This is a genomic window from Pseudoalteromonas sp. OANN1, assembly GCF_024124685.1.
GTDB lineage: Bacteria > Pseudomonadota > Gammaproteobacteria > Enterobacterales > Alteromonadaceae > Pseudoalteromonas > Pseudoalteromonas piscicida.
Genome location: NZ_JAMXSE010000006.1, coordinates 68874 through 93386 on the forward strand (window position 1 = coordinate 68874; position 24513 = coordinate 93386).

The window sequence follows — 24513 nt, forward strand, 5'->3', positions numbered from 1 at the left end:
ATTAATTAATCCTAGAGTGAAGAGGGGAGCTCCCTTTAATGCCTCACTCTAGAAAATCTAATTTAACATTATATTAACGAATAAAATGTTAAAGAGTGTTCATAATTTCTGACATTTTTATTAAGTCTTCCGGTGTTTTTACCCAACTGTTGTGCGACCCTTTCATGGTGAACACTTGAACCTGACTGGGTTGCATTGCTTCTTCGATAAGATTTTGATTCTTATCAAGGTATCGGTTGATTATATGACTGGAAAGTTGCAACTCTAAGCTATCTGACTGAGCCACTTCAACCGCACAACCAGCACTAAATAGCGTCACCTTTGCGGTGCTAGAAAATGCCGGATCATTTTGGTAGTGATAATTAATTCTATCGGGCTCAAGATGACTGAACTCTGGGTGTAGAGCAAAAACTTCATCATGCATCGCGGCATAGTCAAAACAAGGGTCGACGAACACCAAGTGTTCGACTGTGCCCCCCTCATTTTGCAGCAGTTTGGCAACCTCAAGTGCTAGCGTTGCGCCAAAACTCCAACCAAAAATCCGATAAGGACCACTAGGCTTTAGCTTTTTAAGATGAATAGCATACTGCAACGCTAATGTTTGGAACTGGTAATAGTCATAGGCGAGCGAGCCCTTTGGTTTTTCCTGTGCGGCATAGATGTTATTGAAGCAATAACAAGGCGCGGAAATCTTGGGAGCAATGGATTGCAAGTAACTCTCAGCACCACCGCCACCCGGAGGGAAGAAAAACCATTCAATAGGAGCATCGGCTTCATTCACCAATACGCCGATCTCAATATCGCTCAGAGTTTTTATGCCTTGGGGATTTGCGGCTGTAATCGAATGTGAAACGACGGCTCGAAGGGCAGCATCGAACTGCTCTATGAATGCGGTGGTTTGTGTCTCATCTAACTGACTTGCAATGCTCACTTGCAGTTTCATTTGACGCACTTCGGCATTAACGATGAGTGCCATTTCATCCTGATTATCTTTGCTGCTGGCATCGCCTGAGTGTGCATTTAGCATTCGTATGCCCTGATCTTGTGCATCACTATTGCTATCAAGTTGTCCCAAGTAATTAAAACTAACTTTAGGTAATTGGCTGAAGGAAAATTCCCCACGTCTGACCAACTCGCTGAAGCCTAGCCCTTTATCTGGAATGGCACGAAGCGTTTCTTTGCTTTGAATAATCAGCGTTGATAAATCCGTGTCATTTTTCAGGGCAACCGGAAACATACTAGTAAACCAGCCTAGTGTTCTTGAGGTATCAATATGGTCACTCAGATGTTCTCGGCCGTGGCCTTCTAACGTGAGGTGGCAATAGTTTGTAGCAAAGGTATTGCACCAAGCCCGAGTAAACGCACTCATTAAGAGATCATTGATTTCTGTGTTAAATCCAGCAGGAGCGAGGCGTAGCAATTGCTCAGTAAGCTGAGTATCAAATTGATGCGTAAGACGCTGTTGTGATTTACCGTAAGGTACGTTTTGCTGTGTGCTTAACACATTTTGCCAATACGGTATTTGTTGTTCAAAAGGATGCAGGGCCATAACATCTGACCATTGGCGATAACTGCTGGTTTTGTCGCTTAAGGTGTCGCCTTGTAGCAAGCGGCTTAAGTCTTCGACCAAAATACGCCACGAAACACCATCAATAACAAGGTGATGAACGATAAGTACAAGCCTAGTTAGCGGCGTATCATCGCTGAGTAAAACCGGTTGCCACAAAGCACCCGAACCGAGTTCAAAACGGGCGTGTATTTTACTCAACGCCAGTCCGGTTTGCTGCTCGTCAAGTCCTGAGGTGTCCAAATGGATAAGCTTTGGTGTTGGACACGCTGCAACACTTTGGTATTGGGATTGCCAAGTCTCGGTTTTGCTAAATTGAGCGCGCAACATGTCATGTTGTTGATGTAGCTGCGCGAGTGCACGCTCTAAAGTATCTAGCGCGGTATTGCGCGGAAGAGCAAGCATGACCGACTGATTAAAATGTGCTTTATGACGGTAATGGGAGTTGAGGAACCATTGCTGGATAGGTAATAACTTGATTTCTCCGCTGAGCTCACCTTGTTCAGCCTCGATTTCTACCTGTTCATTATTTGCCAAAAATGCACAAAGCGCTTCTAGGGTTGGATACGTAAATATGTCTTTGGTCGACAGCGAATAGCCAGCACGTTTGAGAGCCGACATGAGCTGAATGCTCATAATTGAGTCACCACCAATATGGAAGAAGTTATCTTCCAAGCCAACCTGCTTAATCCCCAATACAGCACACCAGATTTTAGCGATATGCTTTTGCTGTTCTGTGTTTGGAGCATGGTGAGTCTCAGCTTGGCTAAAATCGGGCTGCGGCAGTGCTCGGGCATCAATCTTGCCATTAACCGTAACGGGTAGGGTGTCTAATGTGACGTAAGCACTTGGCAGCATATAACTCGGTAGCATTTGAGAGAGTGTTTGCTTGAGCTTTGCCTCATCTAGTGACTCAGTATTTGCCATGACCAAATAGGCCACGATACGTTTAACCCCATCTTGTTCACTCACGTTTACAAACGCAGTATGAATTTGCGGTTGTTGCTTAATCGCAGTTTCAATCTCGCCAAGTTCGATGCGGTAACCACGAATTTTCACCTGAAAATCATTACGACCAACATACTCTAATAAACCATCTTCACGCCATTTAACCAAATCTCCCGTTTTATACATTTTGTTCCAACCGCTTGCGAGATACTTATCCGATGCGAATGGGTTAACTAAGAATGCTTGTTCGGTTAAATCTGAACGGTGTAAATAACGTCTTGCCATACCCGCGCCGCCAATATAAAGCTCTCCTGCCACGCCTGGTGGAAGTATTTTGCCAGCAGGCGACAACACGTAAGCAGATTTATTGGCAATAGCGCGGCCAATAGGTGCTCCGTGATTTACAGAGTTGAGTAAGCAGCAAGTTGCATAAACGGTGGTCTCTGTTGGGCCATAGGCGTGATAAAGCATCAGCTCTGGCGCTTGATGCTTTACTTGCTCAACCATAGCTAAGTCGACCGCCTCTCCACCAAAATTAATCTGTTTAAGTCCGGCGTGTAAGAAGAAGTCTTCGCTCGCTAGACGATTAAATAGCGCAGTTGTTACAAAGCACGTATCAATCTGCTGTGCTCGGCAGTACTCAATCAGTCGTTCTGGATCAAGTTGAGTCTGTTTATCTATCAGGTGTAGCGCTGCGCCGTTACTGAGTGTGACAAAGCAGTCAAAAATAAACGCGTCGAAGCTAATGCTCGATAAGCTAAGGACCTTGCTCAGTTGTGTGCGGTCGATAAAATGGTCGTCCGTGGCATAGTTTAATAGTGCCTCATGGTTGATTTCTACGCCTTTAGGGTTACCTGTGGTGCCTGAGGTATAGATAATATAAGCCAAATCAGACGGGCTCACTGATACCGCTTGGTCTAAGCTTGTTTCCTCCACTGGTGTATCGCTGAGTACATGTGTCAGTGATGCAAGTGTTGTACTCGCAACTCTATCCATTAATCCCGATTGGGTGACCACGATTTTCGCACCACAGTCCTTGGCAATATATTCAATCCTTGAGTCAGGAAACTCTGGTGATACAGGAACATAACCACCGCCTGCTTTAAGAATAGCGAGGATCGCAACGATAGAATCCAACTGTTTTTCATGCAGCAATAAGACTGGGAAATCACCTTGATACTCGTTGCCGTAAACCTCAGCCTTAATCACCAATAATTGCTGGGCAAGCAGGCAAGCCTGGCGGTTGAGTACTTGATAGCTTAGTGCTTCATCTTGCCAGACCACAGCGGTTGCATCCGGGAATACGGCGACTTTTTCACTAAATAAGTCGTTGAAGTTCTCGAAGCCACATGACTGGCGCTCGGTTTCATTCCACTCGTTGAGAATACGGGCCTTTTCTACTGTATTGGCAATTTCAATGTGTTGATGAGGCAAGTGAGTATTGTCAGCGACTTGCTTAAGGATCAGTTGCAGTTGAGATTGCAGTTGTGCGGCACGTGCTGGCGAAAGCAAGCTGGCGTCGTACATCAGCTCAAGTTGCAGCTCTCCTTGCTCTTTTGCTATCAATGCAAGTGGATATTCAACTTGCTCTGGTGCTGCGTCAAACTGCCAGCGAGCTTGTTGTGCCTCTGCTTGTTCATTTTCAAGGCTTGGGTAGTTTTCGAACACGACTAGGCTTTGGAATAGCCGATTACCGCCTTGTTGCAGTGACGCAAGTGACACATTCGCATGGCTATTTAAGTCCAAAATGGCAGTTTGGATCTTCTCGAGTTGTTGCGCGATGGTAGCATCTGTAGGCCAATCAAGATAAAGCGGTAGCGTATTGATGTAAGCACCAACACTTTGCTCTATGCCGTCAATTGGTAAGTCACGACCTGCGATAGTTGTACCTACTAAAGTAAATTCGTCGCGAGTGTAGATTTGGATAAGCTTATGCCAGGCAAATTGTACCGCAGCATTGAGCGTGACAGAATGTTGCTGACACGCTTGCTGCAACTTACTTAATGCCTCGTTTGGTAGAGCAAAATGCAGCGCCTGCGGGTCATGATTATGACGGAGCGTTTCTAAATCTGTTGAGTGACTAAACAGGGTGTTAAGGTCGTTTGCCTGTGATAAATCAGCGACATGATATTGCCAAAATGCTTTGGTGGCGGCCTGATTATCTCTTAGGTAAGCATGGGCATCTAAATAGGCGTTGTCCACCGGTAAAACAGGTTCTCGACCTTGTAGTAATTGCGTATAGTTCTGGTGAACGGTCTGCATAACTAACGGGCCACTCCAGCCATCACAAATGCTGTGATGCTCTGTTTTTATTAGGTGATAATGCGCTTCACCGCGTTTTACCAAATGCAGTGTAAATAACCCCGGTCTTGCAAAATTAAATGGCTGATTTAGCACTTGGTTTGCAAGCTTTTCTATGTGTGCTTGTTGTTCTGCTTTTGAGTATTGGCTGATGTCAATCACGCTAAAGTTATCTTCATCAACACAGGTGTGATCCACGATAAGTTGCAGCATGGTTTCTTCAACATCAAAAGCACAGCGCAGCGCTGGATATTGCAGCGAGGTTAGTTGCCACGCACGACAGTAAAGCGCAGTGTCAATTTTATCGAAATACTGCATCTGTGACTGCACGCGATAGGCGGTATCTTCTGGACTATTAAGCTGGTGGAAGATAAAACCTTGCTGCAAGTTTGTTGCGGGATAAACCGCGGCTAGGTCGTAACGTGTGCGCAGTGCATCTAAGTGGGCGAAGCTGACGCCTGTCAGGTTATAGTCGCTCGGCGTTTGTTTGGCGCCAAGCGCTTTGGTATACAATGCTGTGTCGAGCACGGCTTGTAGACTGGCAGTGAACTGACTTTGGAATAGGGCAAATTCGGTTTCAGACAACGCCGTGGTGCAATTTAAGACAAGCTGACCATGAATAATTGCCGCGTTGATATCAAGAACGTAATGACCGTTATTTTCGCTTGCGACTGGTTGACCTGTAATGGCTTCAGTTAAGTAGAAGTCACCACTGGGTTGCTGCGTTTTTGTGCCACCGATTTGGCCTAAATAGTTGAATGCAACGGTTGGTAAAGTCCCCGCCACTTGTTTGGAAAAATAGAATTGACCAAAACCAACGCCATTGTCTGGCAATTTACGCAGCTGCTCTTTTGCATTTACAATAGCGCTTTCGAGACTAGAACCCGCATGGAGTGCTAGTGGATATAATGACGTAAACCAGCCTACGGTGCGTGAATGATCTATATCTTCGGCGATGTGTTCACGACCGTGTCCTTCAAGCGCAATAACCTGATCATTACTACCAGTGATATGAGCAAGAGTTAGGGACAGTGCAGCGACGACAAGGTCTCGAGGCTCTGTGTGATAGCCTTGATTAGCGTCAAACAGCAGCGTTTGTGTAAATGCAGAGTCAAGTTTAATCACTTGGTTTGTCGGTGTGTTCTTCGCTGTTAAGTGTGTTTGGCAAGTGTCAAGTACTTCCTGCCAATAGTTAATTTGTTCGGCTTGAACATGTGAATATTGGGCTAAGGTCTCAACCCATTGACGATAGCTTGAGGTTTTTTGCGCCAATTTTTTGCCTTGATAAAGGCTATTTAAGTCCTCAATTAGGATCCGCCAAGAGACAAAGTCAATGATCAGGTGGTGGAAGGCCAGTACCAATACATCTTGGCTTTGGCGTTTGACACGAATTGGCTGCCATAAAGGGCCTGAATTTAACGCAAACTGTGACTGCAAGCGGGTTAATTGCTTGGCAAGCTCGTCGTCACTGAGTGTGTCTGCATCAAGTCTAACTAAAGGTGCCATGGTGCTATTTTGTTGGTACTGCTGGGTAATATGCGCCGTCTTTTGATTGAACACAAGGCGTAGCACATCGTGTTGCTCAGCAAGCTCGGACAATAGCGCAACTAATCGCTCATCACTGATTGTACTTGGCATCACAGTAGCGAAAGTTTGGGCAAAGTGTGCGGGGTTAGCAAACTGATTTGCGAAGAACCACTGCTGGATAGGCAGTAGATCAAACTCGCCTTCAAGCTGGCCTTGTTCGGTTTTTATCGTAACCTTCTTGTCGCCATTCGCACTGATAAGCTTTGCCAGCCGCGCGGGAGTTGGAGCGGCAAATATCTCTTTAACTTGTACCGTTAACCCAGCTTCTCTTAAGCGTGAAACCAGCTGAATACTGACAATTGAATCGCCGCCAATTTGGAAGAAATTATCTTCAATACCCACTTGCTCAAGGCCAAGTACCTGTTGCCAAATCTCACAAAGCTGGGTCTCTAAGTCATTACGCGGTGCCACATAGAGGTTGTCGGCTTGAAGCTCTGGCGCGGGGAGTGCTTTGCGGTCAAGCTTACCGTTACCTGTGAGTGGAATATGCTCGATTAGGGTAAAGTGGCTGGGCACCATATACTCAGGTAAAGCAGCACTTAGGGCGAGCTTTAATTCGGTAATTTCAAGGTCAGGCTCTGCAACAAGGTAAGCGGCTAATGCTTTACCTTGCGGTGCAGGCACATCAATCACTACCGCGTTTTGTACGCCTTGTTGGTCGACAATAGCTGCAGCAATCTCGCCTAATTCGACGCGATAACCACGAATTTTCACCTGCTCATCGTTACGACCGAGATACACCAAGTCGCCGTTGTCTAGGAAACGGGCAAGGTCACCGGTTTTGTACAGCTTGCTATGGGCGGGGTCGTGGCTAAACAGGTTATCAATAAAACGCTCGGCATTGAGCTCAGGGCGGTTTAAGTAACCACGGGCAACCCCAAGGCCTGAAATGTACAACTCACCTGGTGCGCCAATGGGCATGGGCTGTAGCGACTCAGATAATACATGAAGATTGACGTTAGGATAGGCTTTACCTATGCCTTGATGAAGACGTGGGTAGGCCTGTGCTAGCATCGCACCGACCGTTGCTTCCGTTGGGCCATACTCATCGAAGATAGCGTTCACATGGCCGCTTAATGCGGTAATGGCCTGCTCAGTCAGCGCCTCACCACCGAGCATTAGGGCATCAACTTGTGCATCGCTGCCAGGCAATAGCGCCATGGCAAGACTGGGTGTGGTTTTCACAAATCCAACATTCGCGGCACTTAGGTGAGCTCTAAAAGCGGCGGCATCAAGAATATCGCCTTCATAGACACATACCGTTTGTCCAGCAAGGAGCGGGCATAAGGTGGTGGTCACCGACAGGTCAAAACAGTAGTTAGAAGAAAAGTCGATGTTACGATACTTGTCACCTAACTGGCAGGTTATGGCGTGAAGATAATAAAGCACATTGTGCTGAGTGAGCATCACGCCTTTTGGTTGTCCGGTTGTCCCTGAGGTGTAGATGATATAAGCCAGGTTAGCCAACGCAGTTGGGCGCACTGGGTTCTCGTGCTCCACCGCCAGTGCATGGGTATTGACACTGAGCGCAGTGGCTTTTCCAAGCACTGGGTTAAGTGACGGCAAGTGGCTCTCCTGCGTTAGCACTAAGTCGGTGTTGGTGTCGGTTAGAATAAACTCAACCCGAGCTTCAGGATAATCTGGTGAAACAGGCACATAGGCACCACCGGCTTTGAGCACGGCCAAAATAGCAACGAGCATCTCGCTACTGCGAGAAAAGTAGAGGGCGATAGGGGTATCGGCAGGCAATAGGCCTGCTTGGGCTTTGGGGTGCTGAGCAAGGATTTGCTTCGCAAGGGCATTGGCTTTACCGTTCACTTCGGCATAAGACAGCGCTTCACCGCTGCTGGTTAACAAGGCTGTCTGCTCTGGGGTGTTAGCGGCGTGCTGCTCTACTAAGCTTGCCAAATCTTTATCGGTGGCAAATGACTCGGCGTTGTTGTGCCAAGCACGTATTGTGTCAGTCTCAGTTCTATTTTGTAGGGCTACTTTTGCAAGTGGCTGTGCGGTTCTGGCGATCACTTGATCGATAATATTGATAAAGCGCTCAGCAAGAGTTGCGATCCAGTCACTTGGAAATAGTGCGGTGGCGTAGTTAATATCACCAAATACTTCTTCGTCACCATTTTGTAGCAGCAAACTAATGTCGAACTTAGCCACTTTATGAAGCGCTTTTACTTGTGACTCATCCACTGGCGTAAACAGCTGTTGGCTGCTGTCATCACTATTATTTTTAAATTGCTCAAGCGCAAACATCATTTGAAATAGCGGATGGCGAGACGGATCTCGTTGTAATTTTAGGGCGTCGACCAATTTATCAAATGGCAGATCTTGGTGCGCCTTTGCCGCTTTTAGGGTCTGGTGCACTTGTTGGATCAAGGCATTAAAGTCGAGTGCGTTATCAATATGAATTGGCAAGGCTAAGCTATTGACCAAAAAGCCAATAAGATTTTGTGTCTGGCTTAGATGACGGTTGTCAGACGGTGTACCGATGACTAAATCTGACTGACCGCTGGTTGCTTGTAATGTCAATGCCCAGCTGCTGAGCAGTACTACATAAAGACTGGTTTGTTGCGTTTTGGCTATGGCCTTTAGGGCTTCGCTTCGTTCCTGACCCAAATGAATACGGTGGTCGGCACCGTGATATTGATATTCATTTGGCCTTGGTAGTGGCGAATGAAATTCAAGCTGCTCAGCGCCTGCAAGTGCATCAGTCCAGTGGTCTAAAAGCTTAGTTAAGGTATCGCCGCTGAGGTACTCGCGCTGCCATTTTGCGTAATCTTGGTACTGTAACTCAAGCGCTGGTAGCTCAGGCGTTTTGCCTGAAGCTAGCATAAAATAGGCTTGGTGTAGCTCACGCATAAAGATTTCGGTGGACCAGCCATCAAACGCAATATGGTGCCACATGAATAGCACGTAACGTTCAGCCCCTAATGTCCAACAGCAAACCTTGAACATAGGCTCATTGGCTAAGTCAAATGGTATACTAATCGCTTGTTTAACAGCCGTATTAAGCGCTGCTAAGTCAGCGACTGCGCTCGGTTCAATTTCAATACTGGCGTTCAACACTTCTTGATAGTCGTGGCCTTGATCGTCTTGACGATAGACACTGCGAAGCACTTCATGCCTATCTAACACGATATTCAGTGCTTGTGTTAATCGCGTAAGCTCTGTGTGCTCAGAGAGTTTAACCAAAAACGGAATATGATAAGCGTTGGTGCCATTTTCTAAGCGTTCGATAAATAATAACCGCTCTTGTGCAAACGAAAGCGGATGGCGGTTTAATTCTGGCAGTGTATTAAACGCATCCTTTGAAAAAATGGCTTTTGCTTCAAGGTAATCCATTAGCTGCGTTTTGTTTGACTTTAACTTTGCAACAAGTGCAGCATCTGGCGCTTGCGCGCCAAATGACAGCTCTAGTCCGCCGTCTTGCAACCAGATTGAGAGATTGTGATCTTTCAGTTCAGCGAGCAATGACAACATGGTTAAATCCTCATGCTATTAGTTTGTTCTTGTTGTGATCCGGAGTCTGCTTTAATTTCGATATCCACACTCAACGTCTCTAAGTTGTCGACGATTGCGGCAATATGGGTATGCTCAAACAGGGCTGAAATTGGGATGTTTAAATCCAGTGCTTTATTACAAGCATTCATCAACCGGATAGCCGAGATAGAGTCGCCGCCAATACTGAAGAAGTTATCTTCAATGCCCACTTGTTCAAGGCCAAGTACCTGTTGCCAAATCTCACAAAGTTGGGTCTCTAAGTCATTACGCGGTGCCACATAGAGGTTGTCAGCTTGAAGCTCCGGTGTGGGGAGTGCTTTGCGGTCAAGCTTACCGTTACCTGTGAGTGGAATCTGTTCGATTAGGGTAAAGTGGCTGGGCACCATGTATTCAGGTAAAGCAGCACTTAGGGCGAGCTTTAATTCGGTAATTTCAAGGTCAGGCTCTGCAACAAGGTAAGCGGCCAGCGCTTTGCCTTGCGGTGCAGGTACATCAATCACTACCGCGTTTTGTACGCCTTGCTGGTCGACAATAGCAGCGGCAATCTCGCCTAATTCGACGCGATAACCACGAATTTTCACCTGCTCATCGTTACGACCGAGATACACCAAGTCGCCGTTGTCTAGGAAACGGGCAAGGTCACCGGTTTTGTACAGCTTGCTATGGGCGGGGTCGTGACTAAACGGGTTATCAATAAAGCGTTCAGCATTGAGTTCAGGGCGGTTTAAGTAACCACGGGCAACCCCAAGGCCTGAAATATATAACTCACCCGGTGCACCAATGGGCATGGGCTGGAGCGATTCAGATAACACATGAAGATTAACGTTAGGGTAGGCTTTACCTATGCCTTGATGAAGGCGTGGGTAGGCCTGCGCTAGCATCGCACCGACGGTGGCTTCCGTGGGGCCATACTCATCGAAGATAGCGTTCACATGGCCGCTTAACGCATCAATGGCCTGCTCAGTCAGCGCTTCACCGCCAAGCATTAGGGTATCAACATGAGCATCGCTGCCAGGCAATAGCGCCATGGCAAGACTGGGTGTGGTTTTCACAAAGCCAACATTCGCGGCACTTAGATGAGCTCTAAAGGCGGCGGCATCAAGAATATCCCCTTCATAGACACACACCGTTTGTCCAGCAAGGAGCGGGCATAAGGTGGTCGTCACAGACAGGTCAAAACAGTAGTTAGAAGAAAAGTCGACATTACGATACTTGTCACCTAACTGGCAGGTTATGGCGTGAAGATAATAAAGCACATTGTGCTGAGTGAGCATTACGCCTTTTGGTTGTCCGGTTGTCCCTGAGGTGTAGATGATATAAGCCAAGTTAGCCAACGCGGTTGTACGCACTAAGTTCTGATGCTCCACCGCCAGTGCATGGGTATTGACACTGAGCGCAGTGGCTTTTCCAAGCACTGGGTTAAGTGACGGCAAGTGGCTCTCCTGCGTTAGCACTAAGTCGGTGTTGGTGTCGGTTAAAATAAACTCAACCCGAGCTTCGGGATAATCTGGTGAAACAGGCACATAGGCACCACCGGCTTTGAGCACGGCCAAAATAGCAACGAGCATCTCGCTACTGCGAGAAAAGTAGAGGGCGATAGGGGTATCGGCAGGCAATAGGCCAGCTTGGGCTTTGGGGTGCTGAGCAATGATTTGCTGTGCAAGTGCATTGGCTTTACCGTTCACTTCGGCATAAGACAGCGCTTCACCACTGCTGGTTAACAAGGCGGTCTGCTCTGGCGTGTTAGCGGCGTGTTGCTCTATCAAGCTGGCCAAATCTTTATCGATGGCAAACGATTCTGCGTTGTCGTGCCATTGACTGAGCGTGGTCTGCATTTGGTTATTGACCAAGCTAATGCTTTGATGGCTTTGTGTTAGTCGCTCCCCAAGCTGAATTAAAATAGCTTGTACTTGGTCAAGGATCCACTCTGCCCGAGCTGTGCTTAACCATTCCCCGTTGTAGTGCATCACAAAGTCTAAGCGGTCTTGCTCGCTTTGGGCCACCACAGAAAGCGGATAGTCGCCTTTCTCTATTGATTCTCTGAACTTCCAGCTGCCAGTATTTTCTGGAGTCGGGTAGTTTTCAAATACAAAGAGGGTGTGGAACAAGCGTTGACCATCACGCTGCAGCTTCGACAAGCTCATATCGCTGTGGCTATTGAGTGCAGCGACGCCTTTTTGAATGGCTTTGAGGATGTCATTACAGCTTGCTTCTGCTTGCCAATTCACCACTAAAGGTAAGGTGTTGATGAACAAACCGACCGCTTGTTCAATCCCATTGACTGGAATTTCACGACCGGAAACTGTGCTACCAACAATCGTTTGGCTATCACCAGAATAGGTTTGCAGTAACTTATGCCAAGCAAATTGCAGTGCAACGTTGAGGGTTACGCCAGCTTGTTGACAAGTATGTTGTAGCGACCTAAACGCCTCGCCTTGAAGACTAAACTGCAGCGATTGCACTTGCTCAACGATTCGACTTTGCGACAAGTCATACTGACCACCGAGTAATAAGTTAATATCGTTTGCGGTATCAAATTCGGCTTGTTGTTGCTGCCAGTATGTCTGAGTTTGCTTGGCATTTTTAAGGTAATAAGCTTGCGCCTCTAAATAGGTTTGCTGCGCTTGCACCTCAGGTGTTTTCCCTGCACAAAGCTGGCGATAATACTCAGCGACTGCTTGCAGCATTAACGGTCCACTCCAGCCATCATTAATGGCATGGTGCTCGGTTTTGATAAGTGTGTAGAGGTTTTCACTGCGCTTAAATAAGGTGAAGCGAATAAGCCCCGGTTGACTTAGGTCAAACGGAACTTGTCGATCTTCGGCTTGAGCTTTGCTGATGGCTTGCTGTTGGTGGTGCTCGTCAAGGGATGATAGATCTACTATGGTGAAGTGACTGTCATCAATACTGGCGTCGCGACATACCACTTGGAGTAGACATTCTTGCCAATCAAAAGCGGTGCGTAGAATAGGGAAGCGAAGCGACGCTAAACGCCAGGCATGAATAAAGTGTTCAACCTCTAGCGCTTGTTCAATATCCATGACCAATTGCACTCGGTAGGCATCATCCGTTGGGAAGTTAACAGCATGATAGATAAAGCCTTGTTGCAAGCTATTAGCTGGGTAAAGTGCTTCGATATTATAGTGCTTGCTCAGCGCTTGATAATGCCCATAAGACAAGTCGCTTAACCCCATATCGCTTGGGGTTTGCTGTGGTGTTTGCGCGGCTAGTTCACAGCTTGCATTAATGACCTGATGAAGCGCCATTTCAAAGTGCTCAACAAATGCCAGCGACTGTGATTGGTTCAACCTCGAAACCACATCAAAGTGAAGCTTGTCACCGCGAACTGCGCCATTGATGTTGAGTAGCAGTGCATTGTCAGCCTGAGCGTTTGCCTCAGTCATCACATAGCCTGCTTGAGTATCATCCAGCTGCCAGTCTCGGCTTTGCTGTTGTTGCTGATTCAATTGACCTAGGTAGTTAAAGCTCACCTGAGGGCGAATTGCGCTGACTTTGTCTGCTTGCACAAAAGCGCCATAGCCCACGCCTTTGTCCGGAATGTGGCGCAGCATTTCTTTGGTGTTTGCGATGGTTGCAATAACGTCGTCGTGGTGTTCAAGGCGCACAGGATACATACTGGTAAACCAGCCTAAGGTTTGCGACACATCCAAGCGCGGATCTATATTTTCACGACCATGACCTTCAAGTTGAATATGATTAACGGTACTGTCAAAAGTGCTGTGTAGGGCAATATTGAGTGCCGCCAAAAGCAAGTCGTTAATGTCAGTATTCAAACCAAGATTGGCATCTCGTAGCAATTTAGCGGTCGTTTCTTGCTCAAACGTGATGCTGTATTGTGATTGTGCTGAGTAAGTGGGTTGGCTAGTAAAGCCTTTTTGTACCTGCTGCCAATAGTACGCTTGCTCAGGGTGAGCCGAAGGGTAGGTGGCAATGGCATCCACCCACTGACGATAGCTGGTAAGCTTGTCTGTTAGTGCTTCACCATTTAATAGGGTTTGTAAGTCTTGGCTTAACACCCGCCACGATACCACATCAATAATGGCATGATGGAAGGCAAAGAATACCTGACTGCCCTCGGCCGTTTTCACCAACGCTGCCTGCCACAGGGGGCCATTGAATAAATCAAATTGGCTTTGTAGTTTGGTCAATTCGGTAAATAACGCGTCCTTACTCAGAGTTGTTGCATCAAGTAATGGGACTTCAAACTCTATCGCCGCTTGGTACGCTTGTTTTACCCCGTTGCAGGTCTGAACAAAGTGACAACGCAGCATGTCATGATGCTCGCTCAGCGCTTGAATAGCTTGAGTCAACCCTTTGTAATCAATGTGTTCAGGCAAGTTAAGGGTAAATGCTTGGTTCCAATGGTGTGGATTTGGTAGCCCTAAATCGAAAAACCACTGTTGGATTGGCAGTAGTGCAAATTCGCCACTCAACCTACCTTGCTCCGTGATAAGCTCAATGGTTTCAGTGCTAACGTGTTGAATTAAATAGGCCTGCGCTGCCACGCTTGGGGCGTCAATGATGTCTTTAACCTGAAGGTTAAAGCCAGCTTTACGCAGCGCAGACACAAGTTGAATACTGACAATAGAATCGCCACCGACTTTGAAAAAGTCATCATTAACGCCCACTTGTTCTAGACCCAAGACTGACTGCCAAATACCACACAATTGTTTTTCTAATTCGCTGCTCGGTGCTTGATAGTTGTCTTCATCCACCACGGTTGGAGTGGGCAATTGCCTGTGATCCAGCTTACCATTGTTGTTAAACGGTAACGCCGACATCACTTCAAAGTAGCTTGGGATCATATAGCTAGGTAAAACCTGAGCCAGTTCCTGTTTTACTGCATTTAGGTCTAACTCGCCGTGCTCTGGCACCACGTATGCGGCAAGTTGCTTGTTGCCCGCTTGTTCGAATACCACCACAGCGGCGACTTTCACTTGCGCCAATTCGTTGAGCTGTGCTTCTATTTCAGCAAGCTCAATCCTAAACCCGCGGATCTTCACTTGGTGATCGTTACGGCCTAAAAACTCTAGCACACCAGACTCGGACCAACGTCCTAAGTCTCCCGTTTTATACAGTTTATCTAGGCCGAGTTGTTTGGCCTTTGTGCTTGCAAACGGGTTATCGATAAAGCGCGCAGCACTCATTTCGGGTTTATTAAGGTAGCCACAGGCAAGTCCGGCACCCGCTATAAATATCTCGCCTGTCGCGCCGTATGGCACTGGATTAAGATGTTTATCAAGCAATAATACTTGGCGATGATTAATGGCTTGGCCGATGGGCACCGGGCCATCAATATTGGCACATGGATAGAAAGTGGTAAATGTCGTGCTTTCAGTTGGGCCATACGCGTTTATCACCAACTCTGGTCGCGTATCTCTGGCGAGAATGCGTTTGACTATGCTTGGAGTGATTGCCTCTCCGCCTGTTAGTACGCAGCGGACATTGTCATAAATATCAGGTTGTTGTAAATACAGCGAATCAAACAGTGTGCGCGTTAGCCAAAGTACACTAACACCGTGCTGTTTAATTAACCTTGATAGACTGTCAGGATCCGCACCTTGTTGCGCACTTGCTACAACCAATTTGCAGCCGTTTATCAGTGGTGTCCAAATTTCAAACGTTGCGGCGTCAAAATTTGGATTAGAGAGGTGAATAAACACGTCGTTTTCTGACGTGTTAATTAAATCAGTATCTTGTACCAAAGAAACAACGCCACGGTGTGGAACGACCACGCCCTTTGGCTCACCTGTCGTACCCGATGTATAGATCACATAGGCTTCGGTTTGCGCATGTGCGCCTGACAGTACCGGCGCTGCATCAGATAAAGACAAGCTATCTAAGCAGGTAATTTGCGGCTCAGCATCACAACTTGCAACGAGTGCTTCGATACGCGGGCGCAGCTCGCTTTGTGTTAAAATCAAACTAAGTTGCGTGTCGTTGAGCATATACTCTATGCGCTGGTCTGGATAATCAGGATTAAGCGGTACATAAGCACAACCCGCCTTTAGGATAGCCAGTTTTGCGATTACCATTGCAATAGAGCGTTCACAGAAAAGCCCAACAAAGCGATGGCTAGCGCCAACGTCCACATGATCTTTAATGTAGGCGGCAAGCTTATTCGCACTTTGTTCTAATTCTTGATAGGTCAGCTGCATTTCGCCTTCAACCAGCGCTATTCGAGCTGGCGTTTTTTGTGCTTGCTGAGCAACCAATTCATGGATAGTAGCGTGCAAATAATCCGCATGCTCGTCTACCTCAACCATGGGTGTTCGCTCATCATTACTTAACAAAGAAATTTGACTATGCGACTGGTTTTCATCAGCAATAATGGCATCTAACACCAATGTCATTTGGGTGAGCAATCGCTGTGCTTTGCTTGGTGCCAGCATGGTTTCGCAGAAGCTCAACTTAAGTAGCAAGATATCTTGTTGTTCAACAATGCTGATGGTGAGCGGATAGTCTACTTTTTCAATCATCTTATCGAATGACCATTCGAGTACGTCTTGTCCCGCTGGCGTCGGATAGTTTTCAAATACAAATAGACTGTTGAACAGGCGAGTATTCGGCTCTTGTAGTTGCGACAGTGAAACACTGCTGTTGCCGTTAAGTTCTGCAATTTTTTCTTTCAGCGCTGTAAGCTGGGTGCGAATACTGGCCGTTTCTTGCCAATCAAGGGAAAGAGGTAGGGTATTGATATATAAACCAACACTGGCATGGATCCCGTCGATGGGTAGTTCACGACCCGAGACCGTTGTGCCTACTATGGTTTGCTCAGCGTCGCAGTAATATTGCAGTACTTTATGCCAAGCAAATTGCATTAAGACGTTCAGCGTGAGTCCGTGCTGTTTAGCAAAAGCTTTGAGCTGTTGATGGCGCTCTGAAGAGAGCTTGAATTCGCTCGCCGCCGCTTTTTGGATCTGTGACGAGCCAGATTGGTCAATATTTTTACTCAATAAGCGGTTGATATCATTGGGCTCACCAAATTGTGCCTTTTGGGTTTGCCAATAGCTATCGCTAGATTTTTGATTTTGCTGATAGCGCGCTTGTGTTTGCAGGTAAGCCGTTTCTTCTTCAACAATGACCGGCTCGCCTTTGGTTAGTTTGGCGTAGTTTTGATGCACGTTTTGCAGCATCACCGGAAAGCTCCAGCCGTCGCTGATGCTGTGGTGCTCTGCTTTAATTAGAGTGTAATGTGCATCAGCGCGTTTAACGATAGCAAAACGCATTAATCCCGGTTGAGTCAAATCGAAAGGCGTATTACGGTCGTCGAGAATGAGCTTATCGATACGCGTCTGTTGTTCAATGTGGTCTAACGTACTGAAGTCGTGAAAACTGAAGTGATTTGCGGTAAATCCGGCTCCTCCTTTGATCACTTGGATGATTTCATTTTCCCAGTTGAACGCAGTACGTAGCGCAGGGTAACGCATTGATGCCAAGATCCAAGCCTGTTGGTAAGCATCGACATCGAGTGCTTGATGGTAATCGATGACTAACTGAACGCGGTAAGCATCGTCATTTGGTTGGGCAAGGTGATGATAAACAAAACCTTTTTGCATACTGTTAGCATCAAAGATGGCACGGATCTCAGATGCCTTTTTATGCTCAGTCGCTAGCAACTGTTCAAAGTCTTGCTCGGAAAAAACTTGCTGCGATACAAGGTAATCTAATAATGCGGCTTTATTTGCTTTGAGGTAGTCAACCCATTGTTGGCTGAGTCCTTGCTCACCATGGACAATCTTAAGTTTGTCTCCATTGGCCCAAAGCGCAATGTTATCCTTTGCAAGTGATTGGCATAAATTCAACATGGTTTAAATCTCTAATTCTTGTGTTTTTTCAGACTGAGTCGTGGTTTGTTCTAGTTGTGTTTCACTTAACTGGGACTGCAGTGCAGCTAGTTGCTCCTGAGAAAGCGAGCCCGCGCCAAAGTCGCTAGGGGTGCTTACACCGCCGTGCTTTTTCGCCTCGAGCGCCGTATCCAATACATCATGCAGCGCTTGTGTTAAGTGAGTAGCGAAGGCATCGGTAAGATTGCCATCTAGTAATGAATCCACTTTGATCCTGAGTTGCTCGCCCTGAACCAGCGCATTGATATCGAGGATCAGATCCGAGCCGTTTTGTGTGGAACTTGTTTCGGTTTGCAGTTGGTTGTCTATCTGCCAAAGCGCATCGCTTTGCCCACCCATTTGGCCTAGGTAGTTAAAGCTGATATTTGGCAACGTTAAGCTGGTGTCTTGCAGTTGAGCGCTACCAAAACCAAGACCTTTATTTGGGATCTGGCGTAGCGCTTCTTTGGCATCAATAATGGTGTCGCTTAGTGTCGCTTGTTGAGTTAGGCGTAGCGGGTACAAGCAAGTGAACCAGCCAATTGTTTGGTTGATATCAGCATCATCACGCCACATTTCACGACCATGACTTTCCAACGTGATAGCATGCTGAGTTTGCTTAAAGGTTTTACTCAATGCTTGGCACAAAGCAGCCAGTAGTAACTCTTCACCTTGCGTATTGAAGCCTGCATTCGCGTCACGTATTAAGCGGGCCGTGGTTTGCGCGTCTAGCTCTAACCACGCGGTTGACGGTGTTGCAGCCATGCTTGGCGGATAGCTTGGCAAGTTGGTTGCTAAACGCTGCCAAAATGCCATTTCTTGCGGGTGTGCTGCTGGGTACGCTTGCATCATTTCTACCCATTGACGATAGCTGGTACGTTTACTCAGCAACTCACCTTGTGCTAAAAGGGTTTGCAGATCTTGCGCGATGATCCGCCAAGAAACCGCATCAATGATTAAGTGGTGAAGCGCAAAGTGAAGCAAGTCGTAGTCTTCGCAAAACGCTTCGATATGTGTAACTTGCCAAAGTGGGCCATTACAAATATCGAACTGGCTTTGTCGCGCGTTGAGCTCTGCTTGTACATCGTGCGACTTGCCGTTAAGGACGTTGAGTGGCGCCATCGTACTAACATCGTTATATTCTTGCGTAATATGGCCTTCAAATTCCATAAAGGTTGTGCGCAACATATCATGTTGATCACTTAAACTGTGTAGTGCCTCTTGTAATTGAATTTGGCTAAAGCCGCTTGGGATCCTAATTGCAAATGCTTGATTCCAATGATTCTCCTCCGGTAGTGCTTTATTGAAAAACCATTGTTGAATTGGCAGTAGATCAAAGCGTCCGCTCAGTAGGCCTTGCTCTTGTGTTATCTCTCGTTGAGTCGCTTGTACGCTAACAATACGCTGACTCAACGCCGCTGCAGTTGGACAGTCAAAGATATCTTTTACTTGCAGTTCAATGCCTTGCTTTCTGAGTAAAGCAACGAGTTGAATCGTGAGAATAGAATCACCACCGATAGCAAAGAAATCATCTTTGGTGCTCACTTGCTCAACACCAAGCAAAGTTTTAAATGCTTCACACAGTTGCGCTTCAGTTTCGTCTTGCGGCGCTACATATTCGCTTTGGCTTACCAGCTCAGGCTCTGGCAACGCTTTACGGTCTAATTTACCATTGCCAGTCAAAGGTATTTCCGCAAGCTCAGTCCATGTTTTTGGCTGCATATAACTGGGTAGCGCTTGACTCACATGGGCTTTCACTTGGGCAGTTTGGCCGTGATGTTGTGGCTTAAACTTGATATAAGCGGCTAGGTAGGGAACACTTTGTAAGGTACGGTCGATAACCACTGCTTGGGCAACTTCTGGCAATTGGTTGATCACGCTTTCGATTTCACCCAGTTCAATACGGTAGCCACGGATCTTCACCTGATTATCGTTACGACCGATATACTCCAACTCACCATCCGGTAGGCGTCTTGCCAAGTCACCGGTTTTATACAGTCTGGCTCGTCCTTGTTGAATGTCTTGTTCGCTTGCGTATGGGCTGCTAATAAAGCGTTCTTGACTGAGCGCTTCGCGGTTTAAATAACCACGAGCAAGACCTGCACCGCCAATATATAACTCACCGCAGGCGCCGGGTTCGACCAACTGCAATTTGGAATTTAGCACGTACGCTTTCATATCTAATATGGGTCTACCGATATGAGAGGCTTTAGAGCTTGATTGTTGCGTGAGTGCTTTATAGGTTACATGCACCGTGGTTTCAGTGATCCCATACATGTTGACCAATAGCGGCTGTTCATCGCCGTAGCAGTTCCACCAAGGGTTGAGCATTTCGGGGTTGAGTTTGTCACCGCCGAAAATCACATACCTCAGTTTGTCAAAATTCAATTTTGCGTTTAGTGCCGCTGCACTAAATTCATAGAATGCGGCAGGAGTCTGATTAAGCACAGTCACTTGATTGTCTGAGCAGTAGTCTGCAAAGGCCTCAAAATCGCGGATCAGGCTGTTGTCAGGAATACAGAGTTTACCGCCATAAAGTAGGGCACCCCACATTTCCCATACACTAAAGTCAAAAGTATAGGCATGGTAAAGCACCCAGATATCGTGATGGTCAAAGCCATAATCTTGCTCCGTCGCCGTGAACAATCGAGCGACGTTTTCATGAGTTTGCATCACGCCTTTTGGTTGGCCAGTCGTACCTGAGGTATAAATGATGTATACCAAGTCCTGCGGTGATTGGCTGATGACAGGTGCTGTGTCGCTTTGTTGCTGAGCATTAAGTGGCGTAATTAATGGGCAAGCCACCTCCGCCAAACTGCATTTGTCTTGTGCGGCGGCATACTCTTGCTCGTCGACGATCAACAGGCTTGGGTTGGTATCACTTAGAATAAAGGTTGTTCGCTCGCTGGCATGGTCGGGAGACAGCGGCACATATGCCGCCCCCGCTTTAGTGACAGCAAGAATTGCAATCAGCATCTCGATAGAAGGCTGCATGTACAGCCCAATTAACGTATCGGCAGTGAGGGGTTGTTGATACTGAGACTGATATTGCTCCCGTAAATGCAAGGCAAGGGCGTTGGCTCTGGCGTTAAGGGTTTTATAATCGATAGATTGTGTTTGGGTTTGTAGCGCGATTTGATCTGGGTGCTTACTTACCGCTTGTTCAAACCAGTGATTTAAAGTGGTGTCGGAAAAGAACGTTTCATTGTCTTGATTGCTGCGCGCCAAGATAAGCTTTTGCTCTTCTTCATCCAGTACCGGCAGTTCGGCGATATTAAGGTCGCTAGAGTGGGTAAGTAATTCAATAAAGCGCGCCTGAATATCGGTGATCCGTGTCATTGCCACGCGAGAAAAGACAGACTTAGCGGCGACCACTTTACGACAAAGGCCTCCTTCTGTTTCAAAATGCGTAAATTCGATATCAAATTGTGAAACACCAGGCTCAATGGATACCCCTTTGATAATGGTATCTCCCGCTGTGCCCAAAGCAAGTTCGTACCCTTGGCGACCAATCATCAACGGGGTGATCCCTGGACGAATGCCATTGCTTTTTAGCTTGGCTAAGTAGTTACAGGTGACATTAATATGCTTCGCAGCGTCTTTATTATTATTTCCTGACAGCAGTAATTGGGTGAGCTGGTTACTGACTTCACTGATAAGCGATGCGCCTGTGTACTGCTCAATATCGCAAATAGAAACCGTTTCAACGTCTGAGTAATGACCTAAGATCGCGCGTGTTTTACGGGTGCGGCGAGCCATCGGGATCCCTATGGTCAAATCGGTTTGCCCAGTGGTATGAAATAAAGTCAAAAAGACGCTGGCAAGCACGACGCTAAAACTCGTAACACCAGCTTGAGAGGCTGCCTGTTTTACTTGTTTGAGTGCCTCTGGGTTTTCTTCACGAAACGCGATGCCGTCATAATGGTGCGCTAGTGCCTCAGTATTACTCTGGTAAAAATCGATAGGATAGAGTTCGCTCTTTTGTGAGGTTGCTGCACGCTCAGGCTTTTCTTCAAACATCACTTGATAATCAAGGGGGGCGAGATCAAGTTCAGAGTTATCAAGCACCGCTTCTATACATGCGAGTAAATCGCTCATCAGTACTTGCAATGCCCACTGGTCACAGTTGATGTGATGCCCTTTGATGGTCAATAGCAACCGAGTTTCCGAGCTACAAGCGTAGAATTGAAAGGTCTCTTTGGTGATATCGATGGCTTGCTCAATTAAGGTTTTGGCGGTGATAGAGTCACTAAAAGCGGCAATCTCATCAGGCACGGCTAATAACTTAGGGGCACTGGCTAATAATTCGAGTTGTGGTTCGCCTTGAGCCTCATCAATACGACTCGATAAAACTGGGTGCCTTGCAAATAGCAACACCAAGGCTTGCTCTAGTGCCTCGGCTGTGAGCCCGCCGGTAAACTGTACCGCGCAAGCGATGTTATATACTGGATTTGCCAAATCAAGCTGTTGGGCTTGCCATACGTGAAGTTGCCTCGTTGTCAGAGACTTGAAATTGGCGGAATTGGACAGTGAGTTCATTGCGTGATCCTTGTTTTTTCGCCTTAACACAACGGCTTTTGCCAGTTTGCTTTTTGGTATTTTGTTTGCTGCAAGCGTGCTAAGTGTCGCGCTACTGCGGCGACAATCACCTCACACGCCAGCGTTGGGCGTTGTTGTAAATACATATGACCACCATCGACATGATGGTGCTGAAAATGGTTCTCGCAGTACTCAGACCAAGCTTGGTGTGACTCAGGCTTAACCAAGTGATCTTGTGTGGCGAGGATCAGTTCGACCGGCATCGTCAACGTAATGTCTGTACTGACGGGTTGCTCGGCTAACATAAAGTCGTCTTTAAACATGGCAGCCACAACCGCTTCTACATCCTTCGTTAAACGATGTTTAGGCAGCATGTCGAGATGATATAAAGTCGTGAGCAAGTCCGAGTCAGTCAATTTTGAGTACTGGGTAGCCGAGGGAATACTTGGCGCGCGGCACCCAGATAGACAGAGTAAATCCGGTGTTGTCAGTGCGTGTTTAGCAAGATGATCGGCAAGCTTATAAGCCACCATCCCGCCAAGACTGTGACCAAAAAACACGCACAGCCGCTCACTACGCGGCTGAAGTTGCGCGCTACTACTTAGGTGACTAAGTGCCTCATCCCAGTCCCGTAAAGATTGCATACCTGCTTTAGTACCACGGCCCGGTAAGTCGATGCCGTGGAGTTGCCAATGCGCAGGTAAATGTTTGGCCCATTCCCTAAAAAACAAAGAAGAGCCACCTGCGTGATGGAAACAGTATAAGTCAACCGGCATCATAGCTTGAGCTCCAGCGTTGGTGTGAATGCGATGGATTGACCGGTGAGCATGGAGTTGGTTTTCATAAAGTTGACTAGGTATTCCACCAAGTCTTGATAGCTGTATACCGCAGGTCGTGCACCCAGTACGCCTCCTTTTAGGTTGCGCTTTTGGATCCTTGCGGCTTTGCTATCGGTAGCCAGTAGCGGTAACACAAAACTGTTAACTGCCAGCTTGCTACCTTGATATTCGCGCGCGAGCGTCATCATCAATGCGTTATGAGCGTGGTTACAGACACTAGCGGTGGCCTCTAACTCGTAATTTAAGGTGTCGGATTGCGTTAAAAAGACGAGGTTTCCACCACTCACTCTGAGGTTGTCGGCGATGACTCTGAGTGCCGAAAATGCGCTTTCTAGGCGTGCGATCACTTGCTCACCAATGGCAATGTCTTCGAGTAGGTTGCTTTCATCAAGGCGATTGGCACAATGCAGTACCATCACTTCTTGCTGATTATTATTGATTTCAAACCAATCTAGTAATGCATTGGTATTTAACTCCGAGAGGGGAGCGCAAAGTTGGATATGGCTCGCTTCTGGATTATGCGCGAGCACTTCAGCACTTGCATTGATAAGGAGTAACGGATGTTTTTGCGACAGCAAATGGGTAACGAAGTGGCTATCAAACTCACTTGTTGGGTAAAGTAAAATAAACGCTTGAGCATTCATACCGCAAGCCCTCCATCCAAACGAAGCACATTTCCAGTTTGGTAGTTAGAGGCGCTAGAAGCGAGATATAGCGTGGCATCAGCAATTTCTTTGACGCTCCCAACACGACCTAGTGCGGTATGTTTAAGCACCGGGTTGATAATGCTTGCGGGGATATCATCAATCATATCGGTTGCAATAAACGTCGGAGCGAGTGCATTACAGTAAATACCACAGTGACCATATTGCCGTGCAATAGTCCGAGTGAGGCCAATAATTGCGCCTTTTGAGGTCGCGTAGTTAGCTTGACCTTCACGTCCGCTTATTCCGCTTTGCGACACCATGTTGATAATCTTGCCTGCACCTTGCTTAGTCATGACTGGTAATACCGCTTGGCAACACAGCAATGTACCCTTGAAGTTGATATCTAACACGTTATGAAAAGCGTCGTACGACATCTGAGAGAACAAGCTATCACCCGTGATCCCTGCGTTATTCACTAACACATCAACCCGACCCGTGTCGCTTATCGCTTGGCGAATAGCGGAGTTGACGAACTCGCTGTCGGTAATATTGCCGCTTTGTTGAGTGAAACGAGCTTGATACTCAGGTTTGTGTAACTCCGCGATGGGGGTTTGTGTGCGACAAATACCGTATACTCGAGCACCACCTTGCAAAAAGGCGAGTGCGATGCCTTTGCCTATCCCTTTGGATACGCCAGTCACTACTACTGTCTTTCCAGTAAACACAACCAAGTT

General features: G+C 47.0%; 6 protein-coding genes. All 6 read right to left on the bottom strand.

Features of this window, described 5'->3' with window-relative positions:
• Positions 1-88: 88 nt before the first annotated feature.
• Genes NH462_RS07415 through NH462_RS07440 form a run of 6 tightly spaced genes read right to left on the bottom strand, consistent with a single transcriptional unit; the run spans position 89 to position 24504 of the window.
• Positions 89-9886, bottom strand: a complete 9798-nt coding sequence (locus tag NH462_RS07415; protein ID WP_253105209.1) for a non-ribosomal peptide synthetase — start codon at positions 9884-9886, stop codon at positions 89-91.
• A 2-nt stretch (positions 9887-9888) separates the two neighbouring features.
• Entirely contained in the window at positions 9889-17736 is a 7848-nt protein-coding gene (locus NH462_RS07420; protein WP_253105211.1) for a non-ribosomal peptide synthetase, read from the bottom strand.
• A 3-nt stretch (positions 17737-17739) separates the two neighbouring features.
• Entirely contained in the window at positions 17740-22293 is a 4554-nt protein-coding gene (locus tag NH462_RS07425; protein ID WP_253105214.1) for a non-ribosomal peptide synthetase, read from the bottom strand.
• Positions 22294-22316: 23 nt separating this feature from the next.
• Positions 22317-23072: an alpha/beta fold hydrolase gene (locus tag NH462_RS07430; protein WP_253105217.1), complete on the bottom strand. Its 756-nt coding sequence runs from the start codon at positions 23070-23072 to the stop codon at positions 22317-22319.
• Positions 23069-23776 (bottom strand): hypothetical protein, encoded by a 708-nt coding sequence (locus NH462_RS07435; protein ID WP_253105220.1) that lies wholly within the window; start codon positions 23774-23776, stop codon positions 23069-23071. The genes NH462_RS07430 and NH462_RS07435 overlap by 4 nt, the downstream gene beginning before the upstream one ends.
• Positions 23773-24504, bottom strand: a complete 732-nt coding sequence (locus NH462_RS07440) for an SDR family oxidoreductase (protein ID WP_253105222.1) — start codon at positions 24502-24504, stop codon at positions 23773-23775. Before NH462_RS07440 ends, NH462_RS07435 begins: the two co-directional genes overlap by 4 nt.
• Positions 24505-24513 lie beyond the last annotated feature (9 nt).

Excerpts from the sequence above, each read along its gene's own strand:
- NH462_RS07420 (WP_253105211.1), bottom strand. The coding sequence starts at position 17,736 with ATGTTGAATTTATGCCAATCACTTGCAAAGGATAACATTGCGCTTTGG.
- NH462_RS07435 (WP_253105220.1), bottom strand. The coding sequence starts at position 23,776 with ATGAATGCTCAAGCGTTTATTTTACTTTACCCAACAAGTGAGTTTGAT.
- NH462_RS07430 (WP_253105217.1), bottom strand. The coding sequence starts at position 23,072 with ATGATGCCGGTTGACTTATACTGTTTCCATCACGCAGGTGGCTCTTCT.
- NH462_RS07415 (WP_253105209.1), bottom strand. The coding sequence starts at position 9,886 with ATGTTGTCATTGCTCGCTGAACTGAAAGATCACAATCTCTCAATCTGG.
- NH462_RS07425 (WP_253105214.1), bottom strand. The coding sequence starts at position 22,293 with ATGAACTCACTGTCCAATTCCGCCAATTTCAAGTCTCTGACAACGAGG.